Here is a 25,786-nt window from a genome sequence, read left to right on the forward strand (position 1 = left end):
CGCTTAATAGCCCATAAGCGCGAGGACTTCCTTGCGGCTGCGCTCGTCTTCGCGGAACGTCCCCATCATCCGGCTGGTGGTCATCATCACCCCGGGCGTGTTGACCCCGCGCGCCGACATGCAGGCATGGCTCGCCTCGATCACCACCGCGACGCCCTTGGGGTCGAGGTGCTTCCAGATGCAGTCGGCGACCTCGGCGGTCAGGCGCTCCTGCACCTGCAACCGCCGCGCAAAGCCGTGCAATACGCGCGCCAGCTTCGAAATCCCCACGACCCGGTCGCCGGGCAGATAGGCAATCGCCGCATTGCCGATGATCGGCGCCATGTGATGCTCGCAGTGCGACTGGAACGGGATGTCCTTCAGCAGCACGATCTCGTCATAGCCGCCGACTTCCTCGAACGTCCGCGACAGATGCACCGCCGGGTCCTCGCCATAGCCGCGCGCATATTCCTTCCACGCCCGCGCCACCCGCGCCGGAGTGTCGACCAGTCCCTCGCGTTCGGGATCGTCGCCCGCCCAGCGGATCAGCGTCCGCACCGCGTCGGCGACCTCGTCGGGCACCGCGATCTTGGGGGTTGGCTGGATCAGGTCGCCGTCATCGGGGCTGGCAGTCATCGGTGAAGCTCCTTGGCGATGTCGTCGGCGACCGCCGCTACTTGGGTGCGAATGTCGGGAACCGCAACGATTTCCCAAAATTGACCCTTCGCCAGCGGCCCAAGTGCCCACACGCGGTCACCCGCGCGGCTGCCGCCATCGACCATCAGGCCCATCCCCAGTGCATCGATCGCGACCGTCCCCTCGCCAATCAACTGCCGCAACAACGGATCGCGGCTCCGCGCCATCGACCCCAACGGCCCCGTGCAATTGATCACAAGCGCAAAATACTCCCGCTCGCGGGAGGGGGCCGGGGAGAGCGCCCGTCCGCGACGGGCGATCGAAACCTCGACCCCGTCGCCAGTCTCGCGCATCTCCGTCACGCGCCCGGCGACGATCTCCAGCCGCCCCTCGCCGATCAGCTCCTTGAGCCGCGCTGCAATTCGCGGCGCGATCCGGTGCCGATGGACATCCCACCACGGCCGCGCATGGCGCAGGAACCGCCGTTGCTCGGCCGGCGAGAAGCTTTGCCAAAGTCGCTGGCTATGCGGCCGAAGCGAATCCACCGCCCCGCGCCATCCCACCGCCGACGCCCGGCGCCGAAGCCAGCGCCACAGGCCCAGCACCGACCCGTGCGGCACCGCGTCTGCCTCGACCGGCGCGGCGTCGTGCGGTGCATGACCGCGCGGCACTTGCCCCCGCCGCGACAGCGCGACGATCCGTCCCCGGTGCCCCGCGTCCGACAAGCTCAGCACCACGTCGACCATCGTCAGCCCGGTACCGAGCACCAGCACGTCGCCGCCGCTCGCCACCGCGTAGCGGATCGCCGCACGCCCCTGGTCGCTCCACGGATCGTTGACGAACGCCTTGCCCGACAGCCCCTCGGCGACGCGCAGGCGCTCGGGCGGCTGGTTGCCGTTCGCCAGCAACAAGGCCTTGCCCGTCAGCACCGACCCGTTATTCAGCGTCACCGCCCAGCCACCTTCGACCCGCGAAGCCGACTCCGCGGTCGCCTCGACCACGCGAAGCCCCGCCGCCTTCGCCTCTTCCAGTTGATCGGTCAGGTAAGTCCCAAAGCGCCGCCGCGGCACGAAGTCGCCCGGTTCGAACCCATCGCCCGCCATCGCCTGCGCGAAATGGTCGGGCTGGTCGGCCCATGCGCTCATTTTCGCGGCGGGCACGTTGAGCAGATGCACGTCCTCGGGCGTCGAATAAGCCGTCCCGCGCCCCGCGCGCCCCGCGCCCTCGACCAGCGCCGTGCTGATCCCGCGCCGCACCAGCTGCGCCGCCGCCATCGTTCCCGAATAGCCACCGCCGACGATAATCGCGTCGGCGACTACCCCGTCGTCAGATCTCATAGTCGGGCCAGGCGTTCGGATTGGCCGCGCCCGCCTTGCGCCGTTTCATCTGCGCATGGAGCCCCTCGACCGTCCGCCCCGCCGTCTCGGTGAACAGCGCGGGGACCAGCGCGTGGACAATGCAGGCCGCGCCCGCGCCCATCATCCGCATCCCGATCCCGATCGCACCGATGCCATGCCCGGCCCAGCTCATCCCCAGCGACTGCGGGTGATCGCGAAATAGCCGGCTCAGCATCTTGCCCTCCTATATTCTGGTGGCCCCGGAGGGACTCGAACCCCCGACCTGCGGTTTAGGAAACCGTCGCTCTATCCTGCTGAGCTACGGAGCCAAGGCCCCCGTCCCTAGGATTCGCCCGCAGGCCGGTCAATCGCTCGCCTGTTCCACATTCGGCGCCCGCAACTGTCGGGAAGCGAACGCAACTCCGAAAGCAAGGGCACGTTCTTGGTAGGTGTTGCGTAGCGTTGCGTGGGGGTAGGAATGGCGTTCGGTAGTCGGATCGATGGTATCTCGGGAAAGCGGAACGCGGTCCGGAGCCCTTTGAAGATGGAAGCCATGGCCGAGACGATCGGCCATCGCGAAAATATCGTCGTCGTCGACGTCTCCGTCACGGGCGCGAAGATCCGTGGCGCCTGCGCCATCGATGCGGGGCAGGAATTGCTGCTGCGGGTCAACGACTCGGTCATCTTCGCCGAAGCGATGTGGTGCGACCCCGCGTCGCAGGAGTGCGGCCTTCAATTCGATCCCCCGCTCGACGGACCGACCTACGCGGCGCTGAAGGTCGAAAGCCTCAAATTCTCGGCCTCGACGCTGTCGCCCGACGAATATCGCGCGTTGGAGGATTGGCGTACCGGTAAGGCGCGTTAGCGCGACGACACGGCATCGATTGGACGCCGATGCTGCATCACCGGGACCCGCGCCCTGACCTCGGCGATCTTGGCTAGGTCGATCTCGGCAAAGGCCAGCCCGGGCTCGTCGCCCATTTCGGTCAGCACCTCGCCCCACGGGTCGGCGACCAGCGAGTGGCCGAAGGTCACTCGGCCGTCTTCGTGCGTCCCCGCCTGCGCCGCCGCGACGACGAACAGCGCCGCCTCGATCGCCCGCGCGCGCATCAGCACCTGCCAATGCGCCTGCCCCGTCGGCACGGTGAAGGCCGCGGGCACCGCGATGACGTCGGCGCCTGCCTCGCTCAATCGCTCGAATAGGGCGGGGAAGCGCAAATCGTAGCAGATCGTCAGGCCAAGCGTCCCGACCGGCGTTCCCGGCACGATCACCGCCTCATCGCCGCCGCGATACATCGCCGACTCGCGCCAGCTTTCGCCGGTGGGAAGGTCGACGTCGAACAGGTGGATCTTGTCGTAGCGCCCGCGCACCTCGCCGGAATCGTCGATGACGAAGCCGCGATTAGCGAGCTTGCCGCCCTCCGCCAGCACCGCCAGCGACCCCAGATGGATCCAGATGCCATGCTCGGCCGCCGCCGCGCGGACGGCTGCGAGCACGGCGTCGTCACCTTCGGCCCGCGCCTTGCCCAGCGCCCGCTCGCGGTCCCGGTCGAGCATCCCCGACATTTCCGGGGTGAACAGCATTCGGGCGCCGCCCGCCGCGGCCTCGGCGACCGCCCCGACCAGCGCGCGCGCGTTGGCGGCGGGGTCGATCCCGCTTTGCGCCTGGTAGAGCGCGATCCGGACTGGGCTCACGCGTCGGCCAGCATCGCGTCGAGCTTGCCGTCATACTCCAGGTTCATCAGGTCGTCGCAGCCGCCGATGTGCTTGCCGTCGATGAAGATCTGCGGGACCGTGGTTCGGCCATTGGCGCGCGCCAGCATTTCCTGCTTCTTCGGGCCGCCGAAATCGACGGAGATTTCCTCGTAGGGCGCTTTCTTCATGTCGAGCAGCCGCTTGGCGCGAACGCAGAAACCGCAGGTCGACTTGGTGTAGATTTCAATCGTGGGCACAGGGGTTCCTTTTCATGTCGGTTGGGCCTTCTAACGCATGAGGTGCGAGGGTCGCACCACGCGCGTCCAGCAAATCAGTTCGATCCGCCCCGCCCCGGCCTTGCGAAGCGCCTTCGCGCAGCCCTCGGCGGTGCTGCCGGTGGTCATGACGTCGTCTACCAGGATGATCGATCGACCGCGAAGATCGGTTCCCGGCGCGACCGCGAACACCCTTCCGACCGTCTGCCGGCGCTGCGCCAAGCTCATGCCCTTCAGCGGCGCGGTGCGCTTGACGCGCTTCAGCATCGCCTGCTCGACCGGCAAGTCCCATCGCCGCCCAAGCTCGGCCGCGACCAGTCCCGCCTGGTTGAAGCCGCGCCCCCACAGCCGCCAGCGGTGGAGCGGCACCGGCACCACCAGCGGGGCGGCGTCGCTCGGCTCTCGCAGCGGCGCCATGTAGCGCGCCATCGTCCGCGCCAGCGCGACCTTGCGGCCATACTTCAGGCGAAGCGCCACCGACCGCGTCAGGTCGCCATAAGCCGTCGCCGCGCGCATCCGCTCGATCGTCGGCGGCTCGGCCAGGCAGCGCGCGCAGGTCGTCGCCTGCATCCCCTCCAGCGGCAACCCACATTGCTCGCAGCCCGACTGGCCCAGCCATTCGACCTTGCTCCAGCACGGCCCGCAAAAGGCGTGGACGTCCTCGATCACCTCGGAACAGCCCGCGCAGCGCGGCGGCAACGCAAAGTCGACGATCGTCCGCGCGGCGCCGGTCAGGACATTCATGGGCAGGCTGGCCATCGCCCCCTTGTCCAACGGGACGCGCCGCTGCACAAGCGCCCCGATGCCACCCCTACCCGACCTGTTCGACCGACGCCTTCGAGCGCTTCGCCGCGACCGCGCCGCCGCGATCGGGGGCGACGGCTTTCTCCACGAACGCGCCTTCGACGAGTGCCTCGACCGGCTCGCGGCGATCGCGCGCCGCTTTGAGCGCGCCCTGCTGGTCGGCTGCTTTGGTGCAGACTGGCCCGCGCGGCTCGGCGCCTTCGCCGACGTGGTCGAGGTGGTCGAGCCCGGCCCACGCCTCGCCGCCGCAGTGGGGGCGATCCCGGTCGAAGAGGATCGCGTCGCGCTCGAGTCCCAGGCCTATGATTTTATCGTCGCGGTGGGCTCGCTCGACACCGTCAATGATCTCAGCCGCGCCTTCGCCGGTTTCGCCCATGCGCTTCGCCCCGACAGTGTGCTAATCGGCGCGCTGGCCGGGGGCAACAGCCTGCCGACGCTTCGTGCCGCGCTGATCGAGGCCGAGCGCGCGACGGGTCGGGTCGTTTCGCGCACCCATCCGCGCATCGACGCGCCGAAGCTCGCCGGACTGCTCGGGGCGGCGGGGTTCACGATGCCGGTGGTCGACGTCGACCGGGTCAGCGTCCGCTACCGCGACCTCTCGTCGCTCGTCCGCGACCTGCGCGCGATGGGGGCATCGTCGCAGTTGGCGGAACGAGCGCCGCCGCTCGGCCGGACAACACTTGCCGCCGCAGCGGCCGCATTCGAGACGATGGGAATCGATGGGCGCACCGCCGAGCAATTCGACCTGCTCCATTTCCTCGGCTGGTCGCCGTCAGGGCAAGCACGCCGTTAACCTGTCTTGTCCAATCAATTCTTAATGTCTTTGCGCGTAACGTCGCGGCGTGGACCAAGACCAGAGGAGGGTGGCTTGAACGCTATCCGGACATACGGTCGCATGCTTCGTTCGGACAAACGAGGCGCGACCGCGATTGAATATGCGTTGATCGCCTCCCTGATCGTCATCGCGATCATTGCGGCACTGGGCAATCTGGGTGGCGGTTCTGCCGGCATGTGGGGCAAGCTCGACAACAAGGTTGCCAACGCAAGGACGCCGTAAGGCGCGCTATCTACGCGCGCCGTAGACGACCAGCTTGACCTTTTGGCCGGGGACCAGCCGGCTATTGGCGTTGAGTCCGTTGAGGACGAGGAACCGCTCCAGGCGATAGTCGCGGTAGGCCATCCGTGCCGCCAGCGTCTGCGGCGTATCGCCCGCGCGCACCTGCACGACATCGATCACTCGCGGCCGGATCGCCGCCGCCTCGGCCGGACTGATCCGCCGAAGCGAATTGATCATTCCGCGATACGGCGTGATGCCCTGCCCGCCGCGGCTCAGCGTGATGAAATGATAAGCCGTGTTCGCGTCCCAGCGATAGGCGAACACGCCGACGTCGACCGGCCCCGACGAGCTTTGCGCGCGGCCGATCACATAGGTCGCCGGAATGCCGTTGACGCTGGTCTGCTGAAGCGGGCCGAGCTGCAGCGCCGCTTCCCCGCCGGTCAGCTCCTGTAGCACCGCGGCGATGTAGCGCGGCATGTCGCCGCTGAACTGGCCGCCCGAAAATTGCGCCTGACCCGCGGCGCCGCCGTCGATGCTGACTTCGCGCGTCCCGTTCTGCATCAGGAAGCCGGTCGGCACGGTAAAGGTCATCCGCAGGTCGGGGTGCGTGAACTGGCGCCCCTCGATCACGCCCTGCGCGGGATCGTCGTCGACCGTCACTCCGTCGAGCTGCGCCAGGAAGGCATCGCGGTTGCGCGCGCCCGTGCCCGCGCGTCCGGTCTGCCGCGCCGCCGCCGAGGCCTGCGTCACGCGGTTCGCGCTGAGCGGGTGAGTGCTTGCCCATTCGGGTGTCGAGCGGTTGGCGTTGCCCTGGATCCGCGCTTGCAGCGCGCTGTTGTTGGTCAGCTGGCTGAGCATCGTCGCGCTCGCCGCCGGGTCATAGCCCGCCCCGATCAGATAGCGGATGCCGAGCACGTCGGCCTGATATTCCTGCTGCCGCGAGAAGCCGAGCGTGCGCAGCTTCGACTGGTAGAGCGAGCCCTGTGCGATCGCCTGACCGAAGCCGCCGCCGAGGGTCTGGCCGAGGATCGCACCGAGCGCGCCGAGGATCGAATTGTTGCGGCTGGCCGCCTGCCGCGCCTGCGAGTGCCGCGCGGCAATGTGTCCGGCCTCATGCCCGACGACGAAGGCCAGCTCGGCCTCGTCGTTCATGATGCCCATCAACTGGCGCGTGATGTAGACGTAGCCGCCCGGCGTGGCGAAGGCGTTTTCGACCGCGCTGTTGATCGTGGTGAAGCGATACACCTGCCCCGGATTGGCGATGCCGGTGAAGGCAGCGATGCGGCGCCCGATCGATTCGACATAAGCGGCGCGCGGGCCGGTTTCGGCCCCGCCATATTCCTCGACCAGCTGCGGGTGGATTTGCCGCGACTCAGCGACTTCGCGCGGGTTGAGCGTGCCGCGGCCGACCTGCGCGGCCAGCGGCGCGGCGATCAGTGCAGTGGCGCCCAACAGGGCCATCGAAAATCGCATGTTCGTCTCCGTCACCATCGAAAAACGCCGCCATGATCGCGGCGGCCTGCTGTCGGTGCGGTGAACGGAGTCGGCTAAGTGATGGTTCCGCGAACTCGGGCGTCAGCCGATCGCGAGGAACTTCGCGCGGCGCTGCTCGAGCAATTGGCGGCGATCCATCGCGCCAAGCCCGTCGAGCTCCTCGATCACCGCGGCCTTGAGGTTGGCGATCGCGCCTTCGGGATCGCGGTGCGCGCCGCCGACCGGTTCGGGCACGACGCGGTCGACCACGCCCAGCCCCGCCAGGTCGGTCGCGGTAACCTTCATCGCCTCGGCGGCGTCGGCGGCCTTGTCCGACGTGCGCCACAGGATCGAGGCGCACCCTTCGGGCGAGATCACCGAATAGACGGCGTATTCGAACATCAGCACGCGGTTGGCGGCGGCAATCGCGACCGCGCCGCCCGATCCGCCCTCACCGACCACCGCGGCGATCAGCGGGACGCCAAGTTCAAGGCAGGTTTCGGTCGACCGAGCGATCGCCTCGGCCTGCCCGCGCTCTTCGGCCTGGACGCCCGGGAAGGCGCCCGACGTGTCGACCAGGCTGACGACCGGGATGTTGAAGCGGTCGGCCAGCTCCATCAGGCGGATCGCCTTGCGATAGCCCTCCGGCTTGGCCATTCCGAAATTATGCTTGAGGCGGCTGGCGGTGTCGGCGCCCTTTTCGTGCCCGATCAGCATCACCCGGCGCCCGTCGATCAGCCCCAGTCCGCCGATGATGGCGGGATCGTCGGCAAAGGCGCGATCGCCCGCCAGCGGCATGAAATCGTCGGTCAGCCCGGCGACATAATCCTTGAAGTGCGGCCGCTCGGGATGGCGCGCGACCTGCGTCTTCTGCCACGGGCTGAGCTTCGCGTAAGTCTCGCGCAGCAGCTTCGACGCCTTGGCCTCGATCTTGCCGACCTCGGACTCGATATCGATCTCCCCCTCGCTCGCGGTGTCGCGCAGTTCGGCAATGCGCGCATCGAGCGCGGCGATCGGTTTTTCGAAGTCGAGATAGGTCTGCATAAGAGGGTCGCGGGGTAAGCGGCGTCGCGCCTAGCGTCAACGGCGATTGGTCGCCAGCGGGTGGCGTGCATTGACCAGCTCGACCAGCCGCGCGCTGTCGACATGGGTGTATATCTGCGTCGTCGCGATGTCGGCGTGACCGAGCAGAGACTGGAGCACACGAAGATCGGCCCCGCCCGCAAGCAGGTGCGTCGCAAAGGCATGACGCAGGACGTGCGGGCTGACGCGGTCGGGCGAGATCCCGGCCTCCGCCGCGATCGCGCGGACCAGCTGGAACAGCCGCACCCGGCTCAAGTGGCTCTTGCCGCTTGGGAACAGCCACGTGCTGCCGGCGGGCACATGCGCGGTCCATGCCGCCACCGCGTCGGCCGCGCGCTGCGACACTGGCACCAGCCTCTCCTTGTCGCCCTTGCCGCGCAGCATCAAAAACGGCTGGCCCGGCCGAACCGCGCGGCGGGGCAACGACACCAATTCGGTTGCGCGAAGCCCGGAGCCGTAGAGCAGTTCGAGCAGGGCGAGGTTGCGAAGCGCGATCGGCTCGCCGCTCGCCCCGCGTTCCTCGACCACCGCGAACATGCGCGTCACCTCGTCGCTGTCGAGTACGCGCGGCAGCGGGCGCTGAAGCGTCGGGCGCGGCAGCGCGGCGGACGGATCGTCGGGCCGAAGCCCCTCGTCGAACAGGAAACCGAAGAACCGCCGCAGCGCCGACGACCGCCGCGCGACGGTCGAGGCCGCCAGCGCCTCCCATGCCGCGCCGAGCTTCTTGATTTCGTCGGCGCCGGCTTTCTCGAGCGAACCGATCGCTTCGCGCGCGGCCTCAAGGTCGCGGCGATAGGCGAGCAGGGTGTTACGCGACGCGCCAGCCTCGGCGCTCAGCATGTCGCAGAAGCGGTCGACCAGCGCGCGGTCGTCCAGCCTCCCGCCGTCGTCGATCACGTCCGCGCCAGCGCCTCGGCGGCAACCATCCGCGCCAGATATTCCTGTCCCGTCACGCGCAGCGCGTTGATCGCGTGAAATTGATAGACCGGCGCCACCGCCCCGAAATCACGGCCGCGAAGCGCGCTGGCGGAGAGCAGGATCGACGTGCCCGCCTGGCGCCGCTGCATCGCCCCGTCGATCAGCCTGGTCCAATTGGTCTGCGCGCCAAGCCCGAGGCGATATTCGCGATTGAGTTGCCCCGCCGTGGCGGCATCGATGCGGCCAAGCCCGGCAAGACCGGCGACCAGCAATCCGGTGCGCACCTTGCCCTGACTGGTGTCGCGGTCGGCAAAGCTTTCGATCCGCCCGGCATCAATCTCCAGCCCAGCCGGATCGGCCGCGCCGAGCGCAAGCATCGCCCACATTTTGTCACTCGCGGCGTCGTCGAGGTCGTCGACCACCGGGATCCAGCGCGCCGCTTCACGGTCGAAGCCGCCAGCAAGCAACGATTCGACCAGTTCGACCGCGTCGGTTTCAAGGTCTGCGCTCGGCCGGATCCGCCGCGCGGCACGCGAGACGAGGACGCGGTTGGCGTAGCGATCGAGGTCGCCCTGGCCCACGCCCCACAATTTGCGCATCGCCGCGAGCCGAGCGTCCTGATCCTTGCCGATGAAGGCAAGCCGAACCTGCCACGCGTCAGTCTGCCCGAGCGAATCGGGGTCGGTCGCGTCATAGACTGCGGCGTAGAGGTCGATCAGCGCCTGGCTCGACAGCACGCCGAGCCCGGCGGCGGTCCGCGCGGCCGGAAGCCGATCGAGAGCGCTGAACATCGGCGCGCGCGCCAGCCATGCCTGCGTCGTCGGCGTGGCCGAATCGATCAGACGCTTGGGGGGCATCATCGCGGTCGCGGTCGACAGGCCGTATCGCCACGCATTGAGCCGATCGACCGGCTCCCACTCGATCGTCACTGCGCGCGCGGTCTCGGCGCCCGCGCCGACCACCTTGTCGGCCAGCGACAGGTCGATCGGGCTCAGGCGTCCGCGGCGGCGGGCAACGTCGATGTCGGCGGCGGCACGTTCGGCCTCGCCCGAAAAAGCGGCGCAGATTGCGGTGACGAGGGTCGCGACGCGCGGCTCGACCTTCGACAGGCCGCTTTCATGCGGGCACATCGCGGCGGGATCGCTGGTCGCCAGCGCCGACTGGATCGCGACCTGCTGCATCTTGGGCGTGAAGCGGTCGCCGTCGACCCCGGCGACGAGCAGGCGCCCGCCGTCGGCCTCTCCCATGCGCAGCAGCAGCCACGCACGCTCGGCGGCCCAGTCGACCGGGTTGACGTCGCGTGGCGCAGGCGCGCTCGCCAGCAAGGTGTTGCGAAGCGCGATGTGCGCCCAGCGAGAGGCGATCGGCGTCTTGATGCCGCGCATCACGATGCTCAGCGACTGGCCGCTCGCCGCGCCCCACGGCGCCGCGGGAAGGCCCGCGTCCTCGGGCATGAAGATTCCGGCGCGCGAGGCATCGCGGCGTGCACGGGCGGGATATTCGACCTGCGGCACCGGCTGCGCGGCCAGTTCCTCGAACGGGTCGTTGGTTTCGTCGACCACCTGCGTACCGATGCGCGCGCCCGACGACGGGGTCGATGGGCTCGACGGCTGCGCGGCGGGCGCGGTCTCGTTCGTCGTCGGCGACGGGCTTGGCGTCGGCGACGGGGTCGGCGCGGGTGTCGGCGCCTGCGCGGCGGGGGGAAGCAGCGATTCGGGGCGGTCCTGCGCATGTCCGGGCAGCGACAGCGCCGCCAGCAGCGCGCTTCCGCCCAGCATCAACTGGTGGTTACGCCGCATTGCCAGTCCCGTTTGCGGTCGGCGCCTGCACCGGTTCCTCGATCGTCTGGAGCGGAACGTCGCCGGCACTTCTCGACAGCAGCACGACCGCGCCGACAAGGATCAGGAACAGGACGATCAGGATGACGATGAAGCCTCGGGGCATGGATACTCCGGTGAAGGGGAAGCGGGCTGGCAGGGCTTTTGCCCGACCTTGCCCTCGTCTGTATAGCCCCAAGCGTCGTGCCATATTCTTTCCGACCGCCCCTTCCCACCCTCGATCGCCCGATCGTGCTCGTCGGCCTGATGGGGGTCGGCAAGTCGACCGTCGGCCGGCGGCTTGCGCGGCGGCTCAAGCTTCGCTTCGTTGACAGCGACACCGCGATCGGGGAAGCCGCGGGGGTCAGCGCGGCCGACCTGTTCGAACGCCACGGCGAGCCGGCCTTCCGCGACGGCGAGCGGCGCATCGTGGCGCGGCTGGCGGCGGAAGGTCCGCGCGTCATCGCCACGGGCGGCGGCGCCTTCGCCGATGCAGAGACCCGCGCGATGCTGACCGAAAAGACGATCACCGTATGGCTCGACGCGCCGGTCGCGGTGCTTGCCGAGCGGACCGGTCGACGCGACACCCGGCCGCTGCTTCGCGGCGGCGATCGCGAGGAAGTGCTTGCGAGCCTCGCCGAGCAGCGCTCCCCGCTCTACGCCGAAGCGGCGATCCACGTGCCGAGCGACCTTGGCAGCCATGCGCAGGTGGTCGAGGTGATCGTCGGCGCGCTGGCCGACTATCTGGAGGCGCGGCGCTAGGCCTCGTCGGGCAGCGCGTTGGTCGCGCTGAAGGAGCGGTCGATCCCCGCCTTGAGGTCGCCGGTTTCACCCTGCCGCTCCATCCGCTCGCAATCGCGCAGGCGATATTCGCTTTCGACGCGTTCGATTTCCTGCCCGTCGAACCCGACCGCGCCGAGCGCCGCCTTGCCCATCTTCACCGCGCTTTCGAACATCTCGCGCTGGGCGAAGGCGAGGTCGAGGCTGCGCAGCGACAGCAGGTGCCGCCGGTCGTAGGCGCGGACCAGCACCGACGCCTGTGGAAAGGCGTCGAGCACGCGGCCCATCGCCTCGGGCGTCAGTTCGCCGTCGTGATTGTCGTTGCAGAAGACGATCAGCCGCGCCGTCTCCGCCCCCGCGGTCCTGAGCAGGTCGATGCGAAGGCCGTCGCCGAAATAGACCTTGGTGCCGAAGTCGCCCGCGGTCTCGATCAGCTCGACTTCCTTGTCGATCAGCGTGACCCCGATCGACTTGGCCATCAGCATTTGCGCGACGGTCTGCCCGAAGCGGCCATAGCCGACAACGATCGCGCTTGTCTCGGGCGACTGGTCGGGTCCGTCGAAGCCTTCACCGCCGCGCTCCTCGCGCCGTTCAAGCCAGTCGGTCAGCTTCATCAGGAACGGCGTCGCGGCCATCGACAGCGTCACCACCGCCCCGAACAGCGACGCGGCCTGCGGCAGGATCAGCTGCGCCGCGGTCGCCTGCGCGAACAGGACGAAGCCGAATTCACCCGCCTGGCTGATCAGCAGGCCGAGCCGGACGCTGCGCGGCCAGCTGTTGCCGAAGGCGCGGGCAAGCCCGGCAATGATCCCCGCCTTGATCGCGATCACCGCCAGCGCCAGCCCGACGACGGTCAGCGGTTGGCGCATGATCGTGCCGAGGTCGAGCATCATGCCGACCGCAACGAAGAACAGGCCGAGGAAGATCGAACGGAACGGTTCTACGTCGCTCTCCAGCTCGTGCCGGTAAGGAGATTCGGCGAGCATCACGCCGGCGATGAACGCGCCGAGCGCGACCGACAGGCCGAGCGAATGCATGAACGCCGAGGCACCGACGACGGTGAACAGCCCCGCGACCACGAACAGTTCGCGCTCGCCGAGCCGGCCGATCAGGCGGAACATCGGGTTGAGCACCCACCGTCCCGCGAGCACCAATGCGACGACCGCGCCGACGGTGATCAGCGCCAGCATCGCCCCGCTGGGCGCTTCGGGATCGGGCGGCGCACGCGACAGTGCGGCGACGATCGTGATCAGCGGGACAATCGACAGATCCTGGAACAGCAGGATCGAGAAGGTCCGCTCGCCCTGCGGCGTGTTGAGGTCGCCGTCGGAGCGAAGCATCGGCAGCACCTGCGCGGTCGACGAGAGCGCGAGCGGCAGGCCGATGGCGAGGCTGGCCGCGGCCGACACGTCAAGCGCGAAATGGATGAACAGGCTCAGCGCCAGCCCGCACAGCACGACCTGCGCCAGACCAAGCCCGAAAATGTCCTTGCGCAATCGCCACAATCGGCTCGGCTGGAGCTCCAGCCCGACCACGAACAGCAGCAGCGCGATGCCGATTTCGGACAGGCTCGCCATCCGCTCGGGATCGTCGACCAGCTTAAGCATCTGCGGCCCGATCAGCGCGCCGGCGACGATGTAGCCGAGCGTGGCGCCGAGGCCGAACTTGCGGAACAGAATGACGAAGATCAGCGCCGCGCCGAGCATCACCGCGCCGACCTCCAGCATCGCGCTGGTGGCGTGGGCGGTCTGTTCGGCGGCGGTCATCGCGAAGCCTCGATCGCGGACAGCAGCGCCCGGAAGGGCAGCAGGATCGCTCCGCGCCGCCCACGCCGGCTACGCGCGGGATCGAGCGTCATCAGGCCGGGCCAGGGCTCGCCGTCGGCCCCGTCGAGCCATGCCTCGATCGCGGGCAGCGCGGCGGCGATGTCGGCGGCGGCACTGCCGGTGGCGTTGGCCGCCATCAGGTTCGCGGCGGCCTGTCCGAAGGCGCATGCCTCGACCGCTTGGGTCACCGAACTCACTCGCCCATCATCATCGAGCGCGACCGCCACCCGCATCCGCGACCCACAGGTGGTCGAGCGGGTGTCCGGCACGTCGGCCAGTTCCTCGAAGCGCACCACGCCGGGGATCGTCGCGGCGAGGCGGAGAATCTCCCGCGTGTAAAGCGGCGCGCTCACGCCCGCCGCCACGTCGTGCCGGCGGGACCGTCCTCAAGCAGGATTCCCTCGGCCTTCAGTTCGGCGCGGATGCGGTCGGCGGTCGCGAAATCGCGATTGGCCTTGGCTTCGGTGCGAGCGATGACTTGTCGATCGATGTCCGCGTCGCCATCGCCACGAAACCAGGCTTCGGCGCTCATCGTCATTAGGCCGAGCAGCGCCGCAGAGGCGCGCAGGGTGGCGGGGTCGTCGATCGCACTGAGGCGCGACATGGCGAGCGGCGTGTTGAGGTCATCTTCAAGCGCTTCGACCACGCCGGCATCGACCGAGCCTGCGACGGCATCGCCCCCGACACGATACAGCCGGTCGAGCGTCGCCTTGGACTGCGCCAGCAGGCTCGCCGTCCACGGCAACGGACTGCGATAATGCGCGCTCAGCAGGGCCAGCCGCAGGACTTCACCGCGATGACCGTCGGCGAGCAGGCGATCGACGGTAACGACGTTGCCGAGGCTCTTCGACATCTTCTCCGCGCCCATGTCGACGAAGCCGTTATGGACCCAGTGCCGCGCCAGCGGGGCGCCGCCGTGGGCGCAGCGGCTTTGGGCAATCTCATTCTCGTGGTGCGGGAAGATCAGGTCGAGCCCGCCGCCGTGGACGTCGATCGTCTCGCCCAGATGCGCGCGGATCATCGCCGAGCATTCGATGTGCCAGCCCGGACGACCGCGACCCCACGGGCTGTCCCAGCCGATGACGCCTTCGTCGCTCGGCTTCCACAGCACGAAGTCGGCGGGATCGCGCTTGTAGGGGGCGACCTCGACGCGCGCGCCCGCGATCATCGCGTCGCGGTCGCGGCGGCTGAGCGCGCCATAGTCGGGGTCGGAGGCCACCGCGAACAGCACATGCCCTTCGGCGGCGTAGGCGTGACCCTTGTCGATCAGTTCGCCGATCATTGCCACCATTGCCGGAATCTCCTGCGTGGCGTGCGGCGCGATCGTCGGCGGGGCGACGCCGAGCGCGCCCATGTCGTCGAGATAATATTGCTCGTAGCGCCGGGTGACGACCTCGGGATCGACGCCCTCGGCGCGCGCGGCGTCGATGATCTTGTCATCGACGTCGGTGACGTTGCGCGCATAGACCAGACTGTCGGCACCATGAGTGTGGCGGATCAGCCGGGCGAGCGTGTCGAACACCACCGCGGGGCGGGCGTTGCCGATGTGCGCGCGGCCGTAAACGGTCGGACCGCAGACATACATGGTGATGCGGCTGGGATCGGCGGGGACGAACTCGCGCTTCTCCCGCGCCATCGTGTCGTACAGACGGATCACAGATTGACCCCCGGATGCTGGCGCGTTTCGACCCAGTCGACGATCGCGCGGCCGGTGGCGTTGAGCAAGGGATAGGTGCGGCTGTCGGTCATCCACTCGGGCCGCTCGGCATTGCCGCCATAGACCATGTCAGTGGCGAGGTTGGCGAGCAGGAAGAACAGGGTCGCGCCGATTAGCCCCTTGAGCATCCCGAAGCCGCCACCGAGCAGCCGGTCGGCCGGGCCGAGGATCGAGCGGCGCGCGCGGCCGCCGACCGCCTTGGCGAACATGCGCACCGCAACGTAGGCGGGCAGGAACAGCAAAGCGAACGCGAGCGCCGACGCTCCCGCCTGGGTCCCAACCTGGTCGACCAGCCGCTCGGCCAGCGGGGTGTGGAACAGCTTGAGCGCGACGATCCCCGCGATCCACGCGCCGAGCGCGAGCACTTCATGCGTGAAGCCGCGGACGAAGCCGATCAGCGCGGCGCCGCCGAGGAGGATGAGGACGAAGACATCGAGCGCAGTCATGATCGCGGGCTAGCGAGGTCGTGCCGTGCGCGCAATCATCGCCTGCGCCTCAGTCGCGGCCCAGTATCTGTTCGACCAGTTCGCCGAGCTTGGCGAAGCGGGTCAGCGCGATGCCCGACGGGCCTTCGGCGCCCGACGGAACCCAGCCGCGCGAGAAGCCGAGCTTGGCGGCTTCCTTAAGGCGAAGCGCGGCGTGGGCGACGGGGCGGACCTCTGCCGACAGCGCGATTTCGCCCATCACCACCGCGTCCTGCGCGACCGGGCGTTCGCTCAGCGCCGAGATCAGCGCGGCGGCGACGGCCAGGTCGGCGGCGGGGTCGCTGAGGCGGTAGCCGCCGGCGATGTTGAGATAGACTTCCGAGGTCGCGAACGACAGGCCGCAGCGCGCCTCGAGCACCGCCAGCACCATTGCGAGGCGCCCCGAGTCCCAGCCGACCGCCGATCGACGCGGGGTGGCGCCGCTCGCCAGCCGCACCACCAGCGCCTGGATTTCGACGAGCACCGGGCGCGTGCCTTCGAGCGCGGGGAACACGGCGGTGCCGCTGACGGGTTCGCCGCGCTGGGTCAGGAACAGTGCGCTGGGGTTGGGGACTTCGATGAGCCCGGCGCCGTCCATCGCAAACACGCCGATCTCGTCGGTGCCGCCGAAGCGGTTCTTGGCGGCGCGGAGGATTCGGTACTGGTGGCTGCGCTCGCCCTCGAAGCCGAGCACGGTATCGACCATATGTTCGAGCACGCGCGGCCCGGCGATGGTGCCGTCCTTGGTGACGTGCCCCACTAGAACCAGTGCGGTTCCACGTTCCTTGGCAAAACGAACCAGCTCTTGAGCCGATGCTCGCACTTGGCTGACCGTGCCCGGCGCGCCTTCAATAAGGTCGCTGTGCATCGTCTGGATCGAATCGATCACCAGCAGCGCGGGCGGCTCGCCCGACCCGACCGTGGTCAGGATATCGCGCACCGACGTCGCCGCCGCGAGCCGCACCGGCGCGTTGCCGAGCCCGAGGCGGATCGCGCGAAGGCGGACCTGGTCGGCCGCTTCCTCGCCCGACACGTAGATCACCGGCTTTCCCGCGCTCGCCAGCGCCGCCGCGACCTGCAGCAGCAACGTCGACTTGCCGATGCCGGGATCGCCGCCGATCAGCGTCGCCGATCCTGGGACCAGCCCGCCGCCGACGGCGCGGTCGAATTCGGCGATGCCGCTGTGCATCCGTGCCGGAAGCGCCACTTCGGCATCCAGCCCGACCAGTTGAATCGCGCGGCCACCACCCTGCAAGTCGTGGCGCGCGGCGAAGACGGTCGACTGTGCGGCCTCCTGTACCATCGTGTTCCATTCGGAACAGTCGGGGCATTGCCCCTGCCAACGCGAATGCTCCGACCCGCAGGCCTGGCACGTGTAACGGGTCTTCAGCTTGGCCATCGCCACGCTCTATCCGGCGCATGCGCATCAGGAAAGCCGGCTATCCGACGCAACGTCGGCGAGCGCCGATGGTTAAGCAGGTTCAACCCCCTGACTTAAGGACTACCCCCATGCCCTATGCAAAGGCAAAAGACGGCACCCAGCTTTATTACAAGGACTGGGGCAAGGGCGATCCCGTCGTGCTTCTCCACGGCTGGCCGCTGACCGGCGACACGTTCGACGACGCCGCGGTCGCGCTGGTCGAGGCCGGCAAGCGCTGCATCATTCCCGACCGTCGTGGCTTCGGTCGGTCGGACCAGCCGTGGGACGGTCATGACTATGACACCTACGCCGACGACGTCGCGGCGATCCTGGAAGATGCCGGGATCAACCAGCCGGTCGCGCTGGTCGGCTTCTCGATGGGTGGCGGCGAAGTCGCGCGTTTCCTGACCAAGCAGGGCGCCGACCGCGTGTCGAAGGCCGTGCTGATCGGTTCGGTCGTGCCCTACATGCCCCAGACCGACGACAATCCCAACGGCGTCCCGCAGGCGACGTTCGACCAGATGACCGCGGGCATGAAGAAGGACCGCGAGCATTTCTTCACCGGCTTCTTCAAGGACTTCTACGGCGTCGGCCTGGTGTCGCAGCCGGTCAGTGACGAAGTGCTGATGAACAGCTGGCGCCAGACGATGATGGCGGGGCTTCGCCCGACGCTGGCGGCGGCGCAGGCCTTCGCGACGACCGACTTCCGGCCCGACCTGAAGAGCTTCACCGTCCCGACGCTGGTCATCCATGGTACCGCCGACAAGACGGTGCCGATCGACGCCACCGGCCGCGTCGTTGCCAAGGAAGTCCCGAATGCGCAGCTGATCGAATATGACGGCAGCGCACACGGCCTGTTCGCGACCGACAAGCAGCGCCTGATCGACGACCTGCTCGCCTTCCTCGGTGGCAGCACCGCCGGCGACGAGCGCAGCGCGATCCCGCTGAACCAGACCGCATACTAAGCGGCAATCGATTGCCCGCCCGGCGACGTTCCAGTCGCCGGGCGGGCTTTTCCTTTCAACTCGGGAAGCAGTCCGGGCACAGGCGGCCGTTGTAGACCCCCGACGTCCGCTCCCAGCGCGCCTCGTACGGATTGACGACGAAGCCGCTCCACGCAAAGCCGACTTCCTCGGCATTGGGTCCGAAAAAGCGGCCGCGAAGGACGCCCTCACCCGGTGCGCCCGGAATCGCAAAGCGAGCCGAGAAGCTCGTCGCGCCGGGGACATAGGTGATCGCGGTCAGCGGGTATTGGATCGGCGTGTAGGGGCCCCACGCATCCGACCAGGCGATCCGGACATAGCCGCTGACAATGGTTCCGCTGGTGCGATTGACGATGATCAGCACTTCGCCGCCCTGCGAGATGTAGGTGACGGTCCCGCTGCTCGGGACCGATCCCTGCGGCGTGGCGATCCCGAAAATCGATTCGCCCGACAACAGCGATGCTCCCGTCCCGGCGGACCAGCCGAACGAGCCGCTGGCAATGTACGGCGGGTCGGCAAAGCCGTCCTGAAGCGTCACGTCGGCAAGATCCGCCCCGCCTGACGATCTCAGGCTGAACGATAGGCGATTGCCCGTATTGGGATAGCGGTAGGCGAGCGTGCCCGCGCCAATGTCGGGAAGCGTCATTCGATAGGTTCCGAGGTCGGCCGCCCATTCGACCTGCGCCTGCCCCACCAATTCGATCGGTTCGCGCGATCCCGCGGCGTAGGTCCATCCGATCGTGTCGAACGCCCGGCTCGCCGTAAGCTTGAAGGGCGCCGGCGGAAGCGTCGCGCTCGGTGTCGGCGTCGGTGTTGGTGGAGCCGGCTGGGATGGACCGGCGACGATTGGCGGGGGGCTCGATCCCGAACCGCCGCCACCGCCGCCACAGCCCGTCATCAGCGCGGCGCCCACCAGCGTCGCTACCCGCATCACGCTCGATACCGACATCGCGTCCTCCCCTGCCCGGACCTTAGGAAAGGGAAGATCAATAATTCAGATCAAGGAGCGCCGCAGGGCACGAAAAAGATATAGATCAAATGAAATGGGCGGCAGTCGAAACCGCCGCCCAAATCTTTATCGTTACGCCGCCTGCTTCTGGCGCGAGGCGCGCTTGCGCTCGTGCGGGTCGAGGTGGCGCTTGCGCAGGCGGATCGACGCCGGCGTGACTTCGACCATTTCGTCGTCGTCGATGTAGGCGATCGCCTGTTCCAGCGTCATCTTCTTCGGCGGGGTTAGCCGGATAGCGTCGTCCTTGCCGCCGCTGGCGCGGAAGTTGGTGAGCTGTTTGGCCTTCATCGGATTGACCTCGAGGTCATCCGTCTTGGCATTCTCACCGACGATCATGCCCTCGTAGAGGTTCTCGCCGTGGCCCACGAACAGGATGCCGCGCTCCTCGAGCGGGCCGAGCGCATAGCTGTTCGCCTGGCCGGCACCGTTGGAAATGAGCACGCCGTTCTTGCGGCCTTCGATGTTGCCCTTGTGCGGGCCGTACTTTTCGAACAGCCGATTCATGATCCCGGTGCCGCGCGTGTCGGACAGGAATTCGCCGTGATAGCCGATCAGTCCGCGCGACGGGGCGGAGAAGGTGATGCGGGTCTTGCCGCCGCCCGACGGACGCATGTCGGTCATCTCGGCTTTGCGCAGGTTCATCTTCTCGACGACGGTGCCCGAATATTCGTCGTCGACGTCGATCACGACGGTCTCGTACGGCTCGGTCTTCTTGCCGGCGTCGTCCTCGCGGAACAGCACGCGCGGGCGGCTGATGCCAAGCTCGAAGCCTTCGCGGCGCATCGTTTCGATCAGCACGCCCAGCTGAAGCTCGCCGCGGCCGGCGACTTCGTAGCTGTCCTTGTCGGCCGCTTCGGTCACCTTGATCGCGACGTTGCTTTCGGCTTCGCGGAACAGGCGGTCGCGGATCATGCGGCTGGTGACCTTGCTTCCCTCGCGGCCCGCCATCGGCGAATCGTTGACGGCAAAGCGCATCGACAGCGTCGGCGGATCGATCGGCTGCGCGTGCAGCGGCTCGGTCACGACGGGGTCGGCGATGGTGTCGGCGACGGTCGCGGTGGTCATGCCGGCGATCGAGATGATGTCGCCCGCCTTGGCCTCGTCGACCGGAACGCGCTCAAGCCCGCGGAACGCCATGATCTTCGACGCGCGGCCGGTCTCCACGACCTTGCCGTCGGGGCTGAGCGCATGGATCGGCATGTTGGTGCGAACGGTGCCGGACTGGACCAGGCCGGTCAGGATGCGGCCGAGGAAGTTGTCGCGGTCGAGCAGCGTGACCAGGAACTTGAAGTCGCCTTCAGGGTCGGCCGACGGCGCCGGGACATGCTGGACCAGCGTTTCGAACAGCGGGGTCAGATCGCCCTCGCGGACGTCGTCGCTGCGACCGGCATAGCCGTTGCGGCCCGACGCGTAGAGCACCGGGAAGTCGAGCTGCTCGTCATTGGCTTCGAGCGTGAGGAACAGTTCGAACACCTCGTCGAGGACTTCGGCGGCGCGCGCGTCGGGGCGGTCGATCTTGTTGACCACCACGATTGGCTTCAGCCCGAGGCCGAGTGCCTTGCCGGTGACGAACTTCGTCTGCGGCATCGGGCCTTCGGCGGCGTCGACCAGCAGGATGACCCCGTCGACCATCGACAGGATGCGCTCCACCTCTCCGCCGAAATCGGCGTGGCCGGGCGTGTCGACGATGTTGATGTGCGTGTTCGTTCCGCTGGGGTCGGCCCATTCGACCGAGGTGCACTTGGCAAGGATGGTGATGCCGCGCTCTTTCTCGAGGTCGTTCGAATCCATCGCCCGCTCCTCGATCCGCTGGTTATCGCGGAAGGTGCCGGACTGACGAAAGAGTTGATCCACGAGCGTCGTCTTGCCGTGATCAACGTGGGCGATGATCGCCACGTTGCGAGAGGTCATTTGTGATTTTCCGAAAAGGGGCTTAGGGGGCCGCCCGTAGCTTAATCGCCTTTATCCGGCAACCCAATCGGGATTGGCACGTTACAGGCTACGCGCAGACCGGAAAAACCGGATCGCGCAATCATAACAGACCTTGGGAGAGGCAAATACGGACCGCTTGCTGCCGGTGTTTTCACCTGCAGCGTCATTTTTATGAAGCGCGTCCCGGTCCACACTAGTCCATCTGGCAATTGCCAGAGCAGGGGTATCTAGAATGAAGAAATTGTTACTCGCAGCGGTCGCAGCGACCGTGATCGCCAGCCCGGCGATGGCCCGCGACGGCCAGCCCTACGTGGGCATTGAAGGCGGCCTGCTGGTCGCCAAGGATTCGAAGATCAAGGTCGACGGCGCCGAGTTCCTCGATGTCGACCACAAGATGGGTTACGACGTCGACCTGATCGGCGGCTACGACTTCGGTCTGATCCGCGCCGAGCTCGAGCTTGGCTACAAGCGCGCCAAGCATGACCGCTATCAGGTCAGCGGCATCGTTCCCGGCGGCAACTTCGACGCCAGCGGTCGTACCGGCGTTCTCAGCGGCATGGGCAACCTGCTCATCGACCTGGGCGACGACACCGGCACCAGCGTCTACGCCGGTGGTGGCGCGGGCATCGCTCGCACCAAGATGAAGATCGACGATCTGGCCGGCGGCGAATTCTCCGCCAAGGACAGCAAGCTTGCCTATCAGCTGATCGCGGGCGTCCGCACGGCGCTTAGCGACAACATCGACGTTGGCGCGAAGTACCGCTTCTTCAACGCCGGCAAGATCAAGGACAGCATCGACGGCACCGACGTCGAGTCGCGCTTCAAATCGCACAGCATCCTGGCGAGCCTGATCTACAACTTCGGCGCCGCAGCGGCTCCGCCGCCCCCGCCGCCCCCGCCGCCGCCCCCGCCGCCGCCTGCCACGCAGACGTGCCCGGACGGTTCGGTGATCCTGGCGACGGACGTGTGCCCGCCGCCGCCGCCGCCCCCGCCGCCGCCGCCGCCCCCGCCCGCTCCCGAGCGCGGCTAAGCGACGGCGACCTCAGGGTCGCGACAAAAGGACGGGCGGAGCAGCGATGCTCCGCCCGTTTTTTTTTGCGTCCGTCGAGGCGGCACGGCATCGGCGGTGAGGCGTTTCTTAGTGCTACGAAATCAAGGGAGCATGCCGATGCCGCGCGGAGACAAGGACGCCTACACTGACAAGCAGGAGCGCCGCGCCGAGCATATCGAGCAAAGCTACGAGGAGCGCGGCGTGCCCAAGAAGGAAGCCGAGGGCCGGGCTTGGGCGACGGTCAACGCCATCGATGGCGGCGGCAAGAAATCAGGGTCGGGTCGCAGCCAAAGCGCCGCCGACCGATCGGCCGCCGCGAAGAAGGGTTGGGAAACGCGTCGGAAGAAGAACAGCTAGCGGGCGACCCGCTCGAGGATCTCGATCCCGCGTTCCAGCGCGCGAAGCTCGCTCGCGGCCAGTTTGGCGAGGCGGCCTTCGAGCGAACTGTCCGACTTGGGCGCCTGCTGACCGGCGGCGACGCCCTGTTCGGTCAGTCGCAAGGCCAGGCGGCGGCGATTGTCGGGATCGGCTTGGCGCTCGACAAGCCCGGCGCGAACTAGCGTATCGACCGCGCGGCTGACGGCGGGCGCACCGCGATTGACGCGCACCGCGACCTGGCCAAGCGTCGCGGGCTGTTCGGCGGCGATAGCCTCTAGCAGGTCGCGCTGCTGCCCCGCGCTTTTTGCTGCGGCGGTGTCGCCGCCCAATTGTTCGACCAGTCGCGCGAAGCGCGTGGCCAGTCCGGTTGCCGATGCATTTCCCCACATGTCGTTGACGCTATCAAATATTTCGCGCGATGCAAATTTGCGATAGGCAAATGTGATGGCCGCCCGTCCCCCGCTCCCTCGCACCGTCTGGATTCTCGGCTTCGTCAGCCTGCTGATGGACCTGTCGAGCGAGATCTACCACGCGCTGCTGCCCGCCTTCCTGACCGTCACGCTGGGCCTTCCGGTGGCGGCAATGGGCGCGATCGACGGGGCGGCGGAAGGCGTCGCCAATATGGCCAAGCTGGCGTCTGGGCGGCTGAGCGACCGGCAGCAACGGCGCAAGCCGTGGATCCTGCTCGGCTATGGCCTCGCCGCCTTGTCCAAGCCATTGTTCCCACTGGCGACGACCGCGTGGCCGGTGCTCGGCGCTCGGTTTGTCGACCGGGTCGGCAAGGGCATCCGTGGCGCCCCGCGCGATGCGATGATCGCCGACGAGACCGCCATCGAGGATCGCGGACGGGCGTTCGGGCTTCGCCAGGCGCTCGACACGGTCGGCGCGCTGGTGGCGCCGATTGCGGCCGTGGGCCTGATGCTGTGGCTCGCCGGGGACATCCGCACCGTCTTCTGGATCGCGGCGATCCCGGCGGCGCTGTCGTTCCTGCTCGCGTGGGTGATGCTGAAGGAAAGTCGCGCCGCCGCCCCCACGACCGCCAAGACGGCGTGGCGCGGCTGGCGCAACCTCGACGCGCCGGTCCGGCGGCTGATCGGGATTGGCTTCCTGTTCGGGATGGCGCGCTTTTCGGAGAGCTTCCTGATCCTGAAGGCGATCGACGCGGGGCTCGCGATCGAATGGTCGCCGCTGGTGTTGACCGTGTTCAATCTCTCGTTCCTTGCGCTGGCCTATCCGGCAGGGGCGCTGAGCGATCGCGTCGAGCCCAAAAACGTGCTGCTCGCCGGGATCGCGCTGCTGGTCGTCGCCGACCTGTGGCTGGCGCAGGCGACCGCCTTGTGGGCGATCGCGATCGGCGTGCTGCTGTGGGGCGCGCACATGGCGCTGACGCAGGGCATTTTCGCCCGCATGATTGCCGACAGCGCGCGCGACGACGAGCGGGCGTCGAGCTTCGGCGCCTTCTACTTCGTCAATGGGATCGCCGCTTTGCTTGCCAGCTTGGGCGCGGGCCTGCTGTGGGATCGCGAGGGGTCGGCGGCGACGTTCACCGCCGCCGCCGGGGTGGCCGCGCTGGCGGGCGCGATGCTGTGGCTGCTCCCGGGCGACGCGCTACGCCGCGCGGCGCCCGACCGTTCGCTCTAGCGGGTCGACCGAAACGGCCACATCCGGTCGGCGGAGGGGCCGCGATCGATGAACTGGTGCTTCAACGCGCCCGCGACGTGCAGCGCGAGCAGCGCCAGCGTCGCGAACACCAGCGGCTCGTGAATCTCGCCGATCGGCAGCGGGATGGTCGGGAATTCGATCCCGCCGATCAGCTTGGTGGTCGGCCCGCCGCGCGACACGGCGGCAAGACCGGTCAGCGGGAGTGCGATGATCAGGAAATAGAACAACCGGTGCGTCCATACCGCCAGCGCCCGCTCCCACTTTGCAAGTTCGCTCGGATAGGGCGGCGGCGGATTCATCAGGCGAACCGCGAGCCGGATCAGTGCGAGCGCCAGGATCACGACGCCGACCGTCTTGTGCATGGTGAACAGTTGGTCGCGCTCGGGCGTGCCGCGCGGCAGGTCATGGAAGGTGAAGCCAAGCCACACCTGCCACACGATCAGCGCGGCGGTGAGCCAGTGAAGCCCGACGACGATCGGCTTGTAGCGCGCCGCCCGGCGACCGGTGGTTTCCTCGACCATATAATCGCTCATCGACGCGCTCCCCTGTGTTCTGGCCGGCAGTTCAGCATTCTTATCCCGCGCTTGTCGAGTCCCCGCCGCGGTGCACCACCAGCGCCAGTTGCGGCTCGAACCCCATCGACGAGTGACGCCCTGGCAAGCGGAGGAGGCACAGGCGAAGCCGCCGGGTGAGCGGGCCGAGCAGGATTTCGCGATAGGCGCTTGGCACGACCGGGTCGCTGTCGAGGCGTAGCATCTCGGCGATCATCCCCTGCAGCCGCACGTCGTCGGCGCGCAACACCGCCACGGGTCGTCCGTGGCTGCGCTTCAGGATCTGTGCGCGATCAAGAAGGTCGATCGCCGCCGCGCTGACCGCGCAAAAGCTGCCGAAGCGGTCGAGCAGCATCACCGCGGACTGGCTGTCGCCGAAATTGCCGAGGACCAGCTTCGCATGTTCGCCGCCGATGGCGAGGTGGGCGCGGACCGAGCGCTGGGCATGTTCGGCGAGCCTGGCGAAGGTCGCGACCGATTCCGCGTCGCAGGCCCCTTCGTCCCGGCCGCGCATCAGCGCGAGGCCGATGAACTGGGTCGGGTCGGCCATCAGCACCGACTGGCAGCCGTGCGGCATGTCGAGGTCGGCGACGGCGTCGTCATAGTCGGCGGTCAGGTCGGGCGCATGCGCATCGCGATACCGGCGATAATCCTCGTCATGGCTGACCGCCAGCGGCGCCTGCGACGCGCCGACGCGCCAGTTGCAGGCACCCCACAGGGCGGGATCGGTGAAATAGAGCTGCGCCCGGTCGGCGTGGCGACCGGTGAACAGGTTGAGTGAGAGGTGCAGCGGCCCGCCGATCCCGACGAGGTTCGCCGCGGTGCCGCCGCACGCCCATGTCACCCGATCGAGCGCGCGCGCCCAGCCGTCCTCCGCGAATGGCGCATTGATCAGCGCCAGTTCGGCTTCGCGGAGACGACGGGATGCGGACGCCACGC

The 25,786-nt window shown here is 68.2% G+C and carries 29 protein-coding genes and 1 tRNA gene; 8 read left to right on the forward strand and 22 right to left on the reverse strand.

Annotation, left to right across the window (positions count from 1 at the left end):
* Positions 1-3: 3 nt before the first annotated feature.
* The 4 genes from folE to SH584_RS04560 form a co-directional block, all read right to left on the reverse strand.
* Entirely contained in the window at positions 4-615 is a 612-nt protein-coding gene (gene folE, locus SH584_RS04545; RefSeq protein WP_324808902.1) for a GTP cyclohydrolase I FolE, read from the reverse strand.
* The gene (locus SH584_RS04550) at positions 612-1,952 is read right to left on the reverse strand and encodes an FAD/NAD(P)-binding protein (RefSeq protein ID WP_324808903.1); all 1,341 of its coding nucleotides are present in this window, start codon (positions 1,950-1,952) and stop codon (positions 612-614) included. The genes folE and SH584_RS04550 overlap by 4 nt, the downstream gene beginning before the upstream one ends.
* The gene (locus SH584_RS04555) at positions 1,942-2,187 is read right to left on the reverse strand and encodes a DUF6356 family protein (protein ID WP_322842671.1); all 246 of its coding nucleotides are present in this window, start codon (positions 2,185-2,187) and stop codon (positions 1,942-1,944) included. The genes SH584_RS04550 and SH584_RS04555 overlap by 11 nt, the downstream gene beginning before the upstream one ends.
* Before the next feature lie 17 nt (positions 2,188-2,204).
* Positions 2,205-2,281, reverse strand: a tRNA-Arg gene (locus SH584_RS04560).
* Between the two features lie 149 nt (positions 2,282-2,430).
* On the opposite strand from SH584_RS04560, the gene SH584_RS04565 reads away from it, so the two are divergent.
* Entirely contained in the window at positions 2,431-2,817 is a 387-nt protein-coding gene (locus SH584_RS04565; RefSeq protein ID WP_324808906.1) for a PilZ domain-containing protein, read from the forward strand.
* Here the strand turns inward: SH584_RS04565 and SH584_RS04570 are convergent.
* From SH584_RS04570 to SH584_RS04580, 3 genes are read right to left on the reverse strand one after another with little or no spacing between them, the layout of a single operon-like run.
* Positions 2,814-3,647, reverse strand: coding sequence for a carbon-nitrogen hydrolase family protein (locus tag SH584_RS04570; protein ID WP_324808908.1), 834 nt, complete (start codon positions 3,645-3,647; stop codon positions 2,814-2,816). The genes SH584_RS04565 and SH584_RS04570 overlap by 4 nt on opposite strands.
* Positions 3,644-3,904, reverse strand: coding sequence for a glutaredoxin 3 (grxC, locus tag SH584_RS04575; protein ID WP_322842668.1), 261 nt, complete (start codon positions 3,902-3,904; stop codon positions 3,644-3,646). Before grxC ends, SH584_RS04570 begins: the two co-directional genes overlap by 4 nt.
* Positions 3,905-3,934: 30 nt before the next feature.
* On the reverse strand, positions 3,935-4,681 hold the full coding sequence (locus SH584_RS04580; protein WP_324808910.1) for a ComF family protein: 747 nt from the start codon (positions 4,679-4,681) through the stop codon (positions 3,935-3,937).
* A gap of 43 nt (positions 4,682-4,724) precedes the next feature.
* On the opposite strand from SH584_RS04580, the gene SH584_RS04585 reads away from it, so the two are divergent.
* Entirely contained in the window at positions 4,725-5,519 is a 795-nt protein-coding gene (locus SH584_RS04585) for a methyltransferase domain-containing protein (RefSeq protein WP_324808912.1), read from the forward strand.
* A 75-nt stretch (positions 5,520-5,594) separates the two neighbouring features.
* On the forward strand, positions 5,595-5,783 hold the full coding sequence (locus tag SH584_RS04590; protein ID WP_324808914.1) for a Flp family type IVb pilin: 189 nt from the start codon (positions 5,595-5,597) through the stop codon (positions 5,781-5,783).
* A gap of 6 nt (positions 5,784-5,789) precedes the next feature.
* Here the strand turns inward: SH584_RS04590 and SH584_RS04595 are convergent, their stop codons facing one another.
* From SH584_RS04595 to SH584_RS04615, 5 genes are all read right to left on the reverse strand, one after another.
* Positions 5,790-7,256, reverse strand: a complete 1,467-nt coding sequence (locus SH584_RS04595; RefSeq protein WP_322842664.1) for a M48 family metalloprotease — start codon at positions 7,254-7,256, stop codon at positions 5,790-5,792.
* 102 nt (positions 7,257-7,358) lie between these two features.
* Complete coding sequence (locus tag SH584_RS04600; protein ID WP_322842663.1) at positions 7,359-8,300, reverse strand: acetyl-CoA carboxylase carboxyltransferase subunit alpha; 942 nt, start codon at positions 8,298-8,300, stop codon at positions 7,359-7,361.
* A gap of 36 nt (positions 8,301-8,336) precedes the next feature.
* Entirely contained in the window at positions 8,337-9,236 is a 900-nt protein-coding gene (locus SH584_RS04605; RefSeq protein ID WP_416385152.1) for a tyrosine recombinase, read from the reverse strand.
* Positions 9,233-11,056, reverse strand: a complete 1,824-nt coding sequence (locus SH584_RS04610) for a hypothetical protein (RefSeq protein WP_324808917.1) — start codon at positions 11,054-11,056, stop codon at positions 9,233-9,235. The genes SH584_RS04605 and SH584_RS04610 overlap by 4 nt, the downstream gene beginning before the upstream one ends.
* Positions 11,046-11,201 (reverse strand): hypothetical protein, encoded by a 156-nt coding sequence (locus SH584_RS04615; RefSeq protein ID WP_324808919.1) that lies wholly within the window; start codon positions 11,199-11,201, stop codon positions 11,046-11,048. Before SH584_RS04615 ends, SH584_RS04610 begins: the two co-directional genes overlap by 11 nt.
* Positions 11,202-11,278: 77 nt before the next feature.
* Here SH584_RS04615 and SH584_RS04620 point away from each other — a divergent pair, with 77 nt between their 5' ends.
* Complete coding sequence (locus tag SH584_RS04620) at positions 11,279-11,836, forward strand: shikimate kinase (protein WP_324808921.1); 558 nt, start codon at positions 11,279-11,281, stop codon at positions 11,834-11,836.
* On the opposite strand, the gene SH584_RS04625 is transcribed toward SH584_RS04620, so the two are convergent.
* Genes SH584_RS04625 through radA form a run of 5 tightly spaced genes read right to left on the reverse strand, consistent with a single transcriptional unit; the run spans position 11,833 to position 17,260 of the window.
* Positions 11,833-13,620 carry a monovalent cation:proton antiporter-2 (CPA2) family protein gene (locus SH584_RS04625; protein WP_324808922.1) on the reverse strand — a complete coding sequence of 596 codons (1,788 nt, stop codon included), beginning with the start codon at positions 13,618-13,620 and terminating at the stop codon, positions 11,833-11,835. The two genes, SH584_RS04620 and SH584_RS04625, sit on opposite strands and share 4 nt — an antisense overlap.
* Positions 13,617-14,033 carry an iron-sulfur cluster assembly scaffold protein gene (locus tag SH584_RS04630; RefSeq protein ID WP_324808924.1) on the reverse strand — a complete coding sequence of 139 codons (417 nt, stop codon included), beginning with the start codon at positions 14,031-14,033 and terminating at the stop codon, positions 13,617-13,619. Before SH584_RS04630 ends, SH584_RS04625 begins: the two co-directional genes overlap by 4 nt.
* Complete coding sequence (gene cysS / locus SH584_RS04635; protein ID WP_324808926.1) at positions 14,030-15,337, reverse strand: cysteine--tRNA ligase; 1,308 nt, start codon at positions 15,335-15,337, stop codon at positions 14,030-14,032. Before cysS ends, SH584_RS04630 begins: the two co-directional genes overlap by 4 nt.
* The gene (locus tag SH584_RS04640) at positions 15,334-15,843 is read right to left on the reverse strand and encodes a CvpA family protein (RefSeq protein ID WP_324808928.1); all 510 of its coding nucleotides are present in this window, start codon (positions 15,841-15,843) and stop codon (positions 15,334-15,336) included. Before SH584_RS04640 ends, cysS begins: the two co-directional genes overlap by 4 nt.
* 49 nt (positions 15,844-15,892) lie before the next feature.
* Positions 15,893-17,260, reverse strand: a complete 1,368-nt coding sequence (gene radA / locus SH584_RS04645; protein ID WP_324808930.1) for a DNA repair protein RadA — start codon at positions 17,258-17,260, stop codon at positions 15,893-15,895.
* A 110-nt stretch (positions 17,261-17,370) separates the two neighbouring features.
* Here radA and SH584_RS04650 point away from each other — a divergent pair, with 110 nt between their 5' ends.
* A complete protein-coding gene (locus SH584_RS04650; RefSeq protein ID WP_324808932.1) occupies positions 17,371-18,246 on the forward strand; it encodes an alpha/beta fold hydrolase in 876 nt (291 codons plus the stop codon).
* Positions 18,247-18,301: 55 nt separating this feature from the next.
* Here SH584_RS04650 and SH584_RS04655 read toward each other — a convergent pair whose 3' ends face one another.
* Entirely contained in the window at positions 18,302-19,213 is a 912-nt protein-coding gene (locus SH584_RS04655; RefSeq protein WP_324808934.1) for a hypothetical protein, read from the reverse strand.
* Positions 19,214-19,345: 132 nt separating this feature from the next.
* Positions 19,346-21,184 (reverse strand): translational GTPase TypA, encoded by a 1,839-nt coding sequence (typA, locus tag SH584_RS04660; RefSeq protein ID WP_322842651.1) that lies wholly within the window; start codon positions 21,182-21,184, stop codon positions 19,346-19,348.
* A gap of 253 nt (positions 21,185-21,437) precedes the next feature.
* Here typA and SH584_RS04665 point away from each other — a divergent pair, with 253 nt between their 5' ends.
* Positions 21,438-22,235 carry an outer membrane protein gene (locus SH584_RS04665; protein WP_416385153.1) on the forward strand — a complete coding sequence of 266 codons (798 nt, stop codon included), beginning with the start codon at positions 21,438-21,440 and terminating at the stop codon, positions 22,233-22,235.
* Between the two features lie 138 nt (positions 22,236-22,373).
* Positions 22,374-22,613, forward strand: coding sequence for a plasmid stabilization protein (locus SH584_RS04675; protein WP_324809474.1), 240 nt, complete (start codon positions 22,374-22,376; stop codon positions 22,611-22,613).
* Here SH584_RS04675 and SH584_RS04680 read toward each other — a convergent pair.
* A complete protein-coding gene (locus tag SH584_RS04680; RefSeq protein WP_322842648.1) occupies positions 22,610-23,023 on the reverse strand; it encodes a MarR family winged helix-turn-helix transcriptional regulator in 414 nt (137 codons plus the stop codon). The two genes, SH584_RS04675 and SH584_RS04680, sit on opposite strands and share 4 nt — an antisense overlap.
* A gap of 55 nt (positions 23,024-23,078) precedes the next feature.
* Here SH584_RS04680 and SH584_RS04685 point away from each other — a divergent pair, with 55 nt between their 5' ends.
* Entirely contained in the window at positions 23,079-24,275 is a 1,197-nt protein-coding gene (locus SH584_RS04685) for an MFS transporter (RefSeq protein ID WP_324808937.1), read from the forward strand.
* On the opposite strand, the gene SH584_RS04690 is transcribed toward SH584_RS04685, so the two are convergent.
* Positions 24,272-24,829, reverse strand: coding sequence for a cytochrome b (locus tag SH584_RS04690; protein ID WP_324808939.1), 558 nt, complete (start codon positions 24,827-24,829; stop codon positions 24,272-24,274). The genes SH584_RS04685 and SH584_RS04690 overlap by 4 nt on opposite strands.
* A gap of 40 nt (positions 24,830-24,869) precedes the next feature.
* Positions 24,870-25,784 (reverse strand): hypothetical protein, encoded by a 915-nt coding sequence (locus tag SH584_RS04695; RefSeq protein WP_324808941.1) that lies wholly within the window; start codon positions 25,782-25,784, stop codon positions 24,870-24,872.
* Positions 25,785-25,786 lie beyond the last annotated feature (2 nt).

The sequence above is a fragment of the Sphingomonas sp. LY29 genome (genome assembly GCF_035593985.1).
GTDB lineage: Bacteria > Pseudomonadota > Alphaproteobacteria > Sphingomonadales > Sphingomonadaceae > Sphingomicrobium.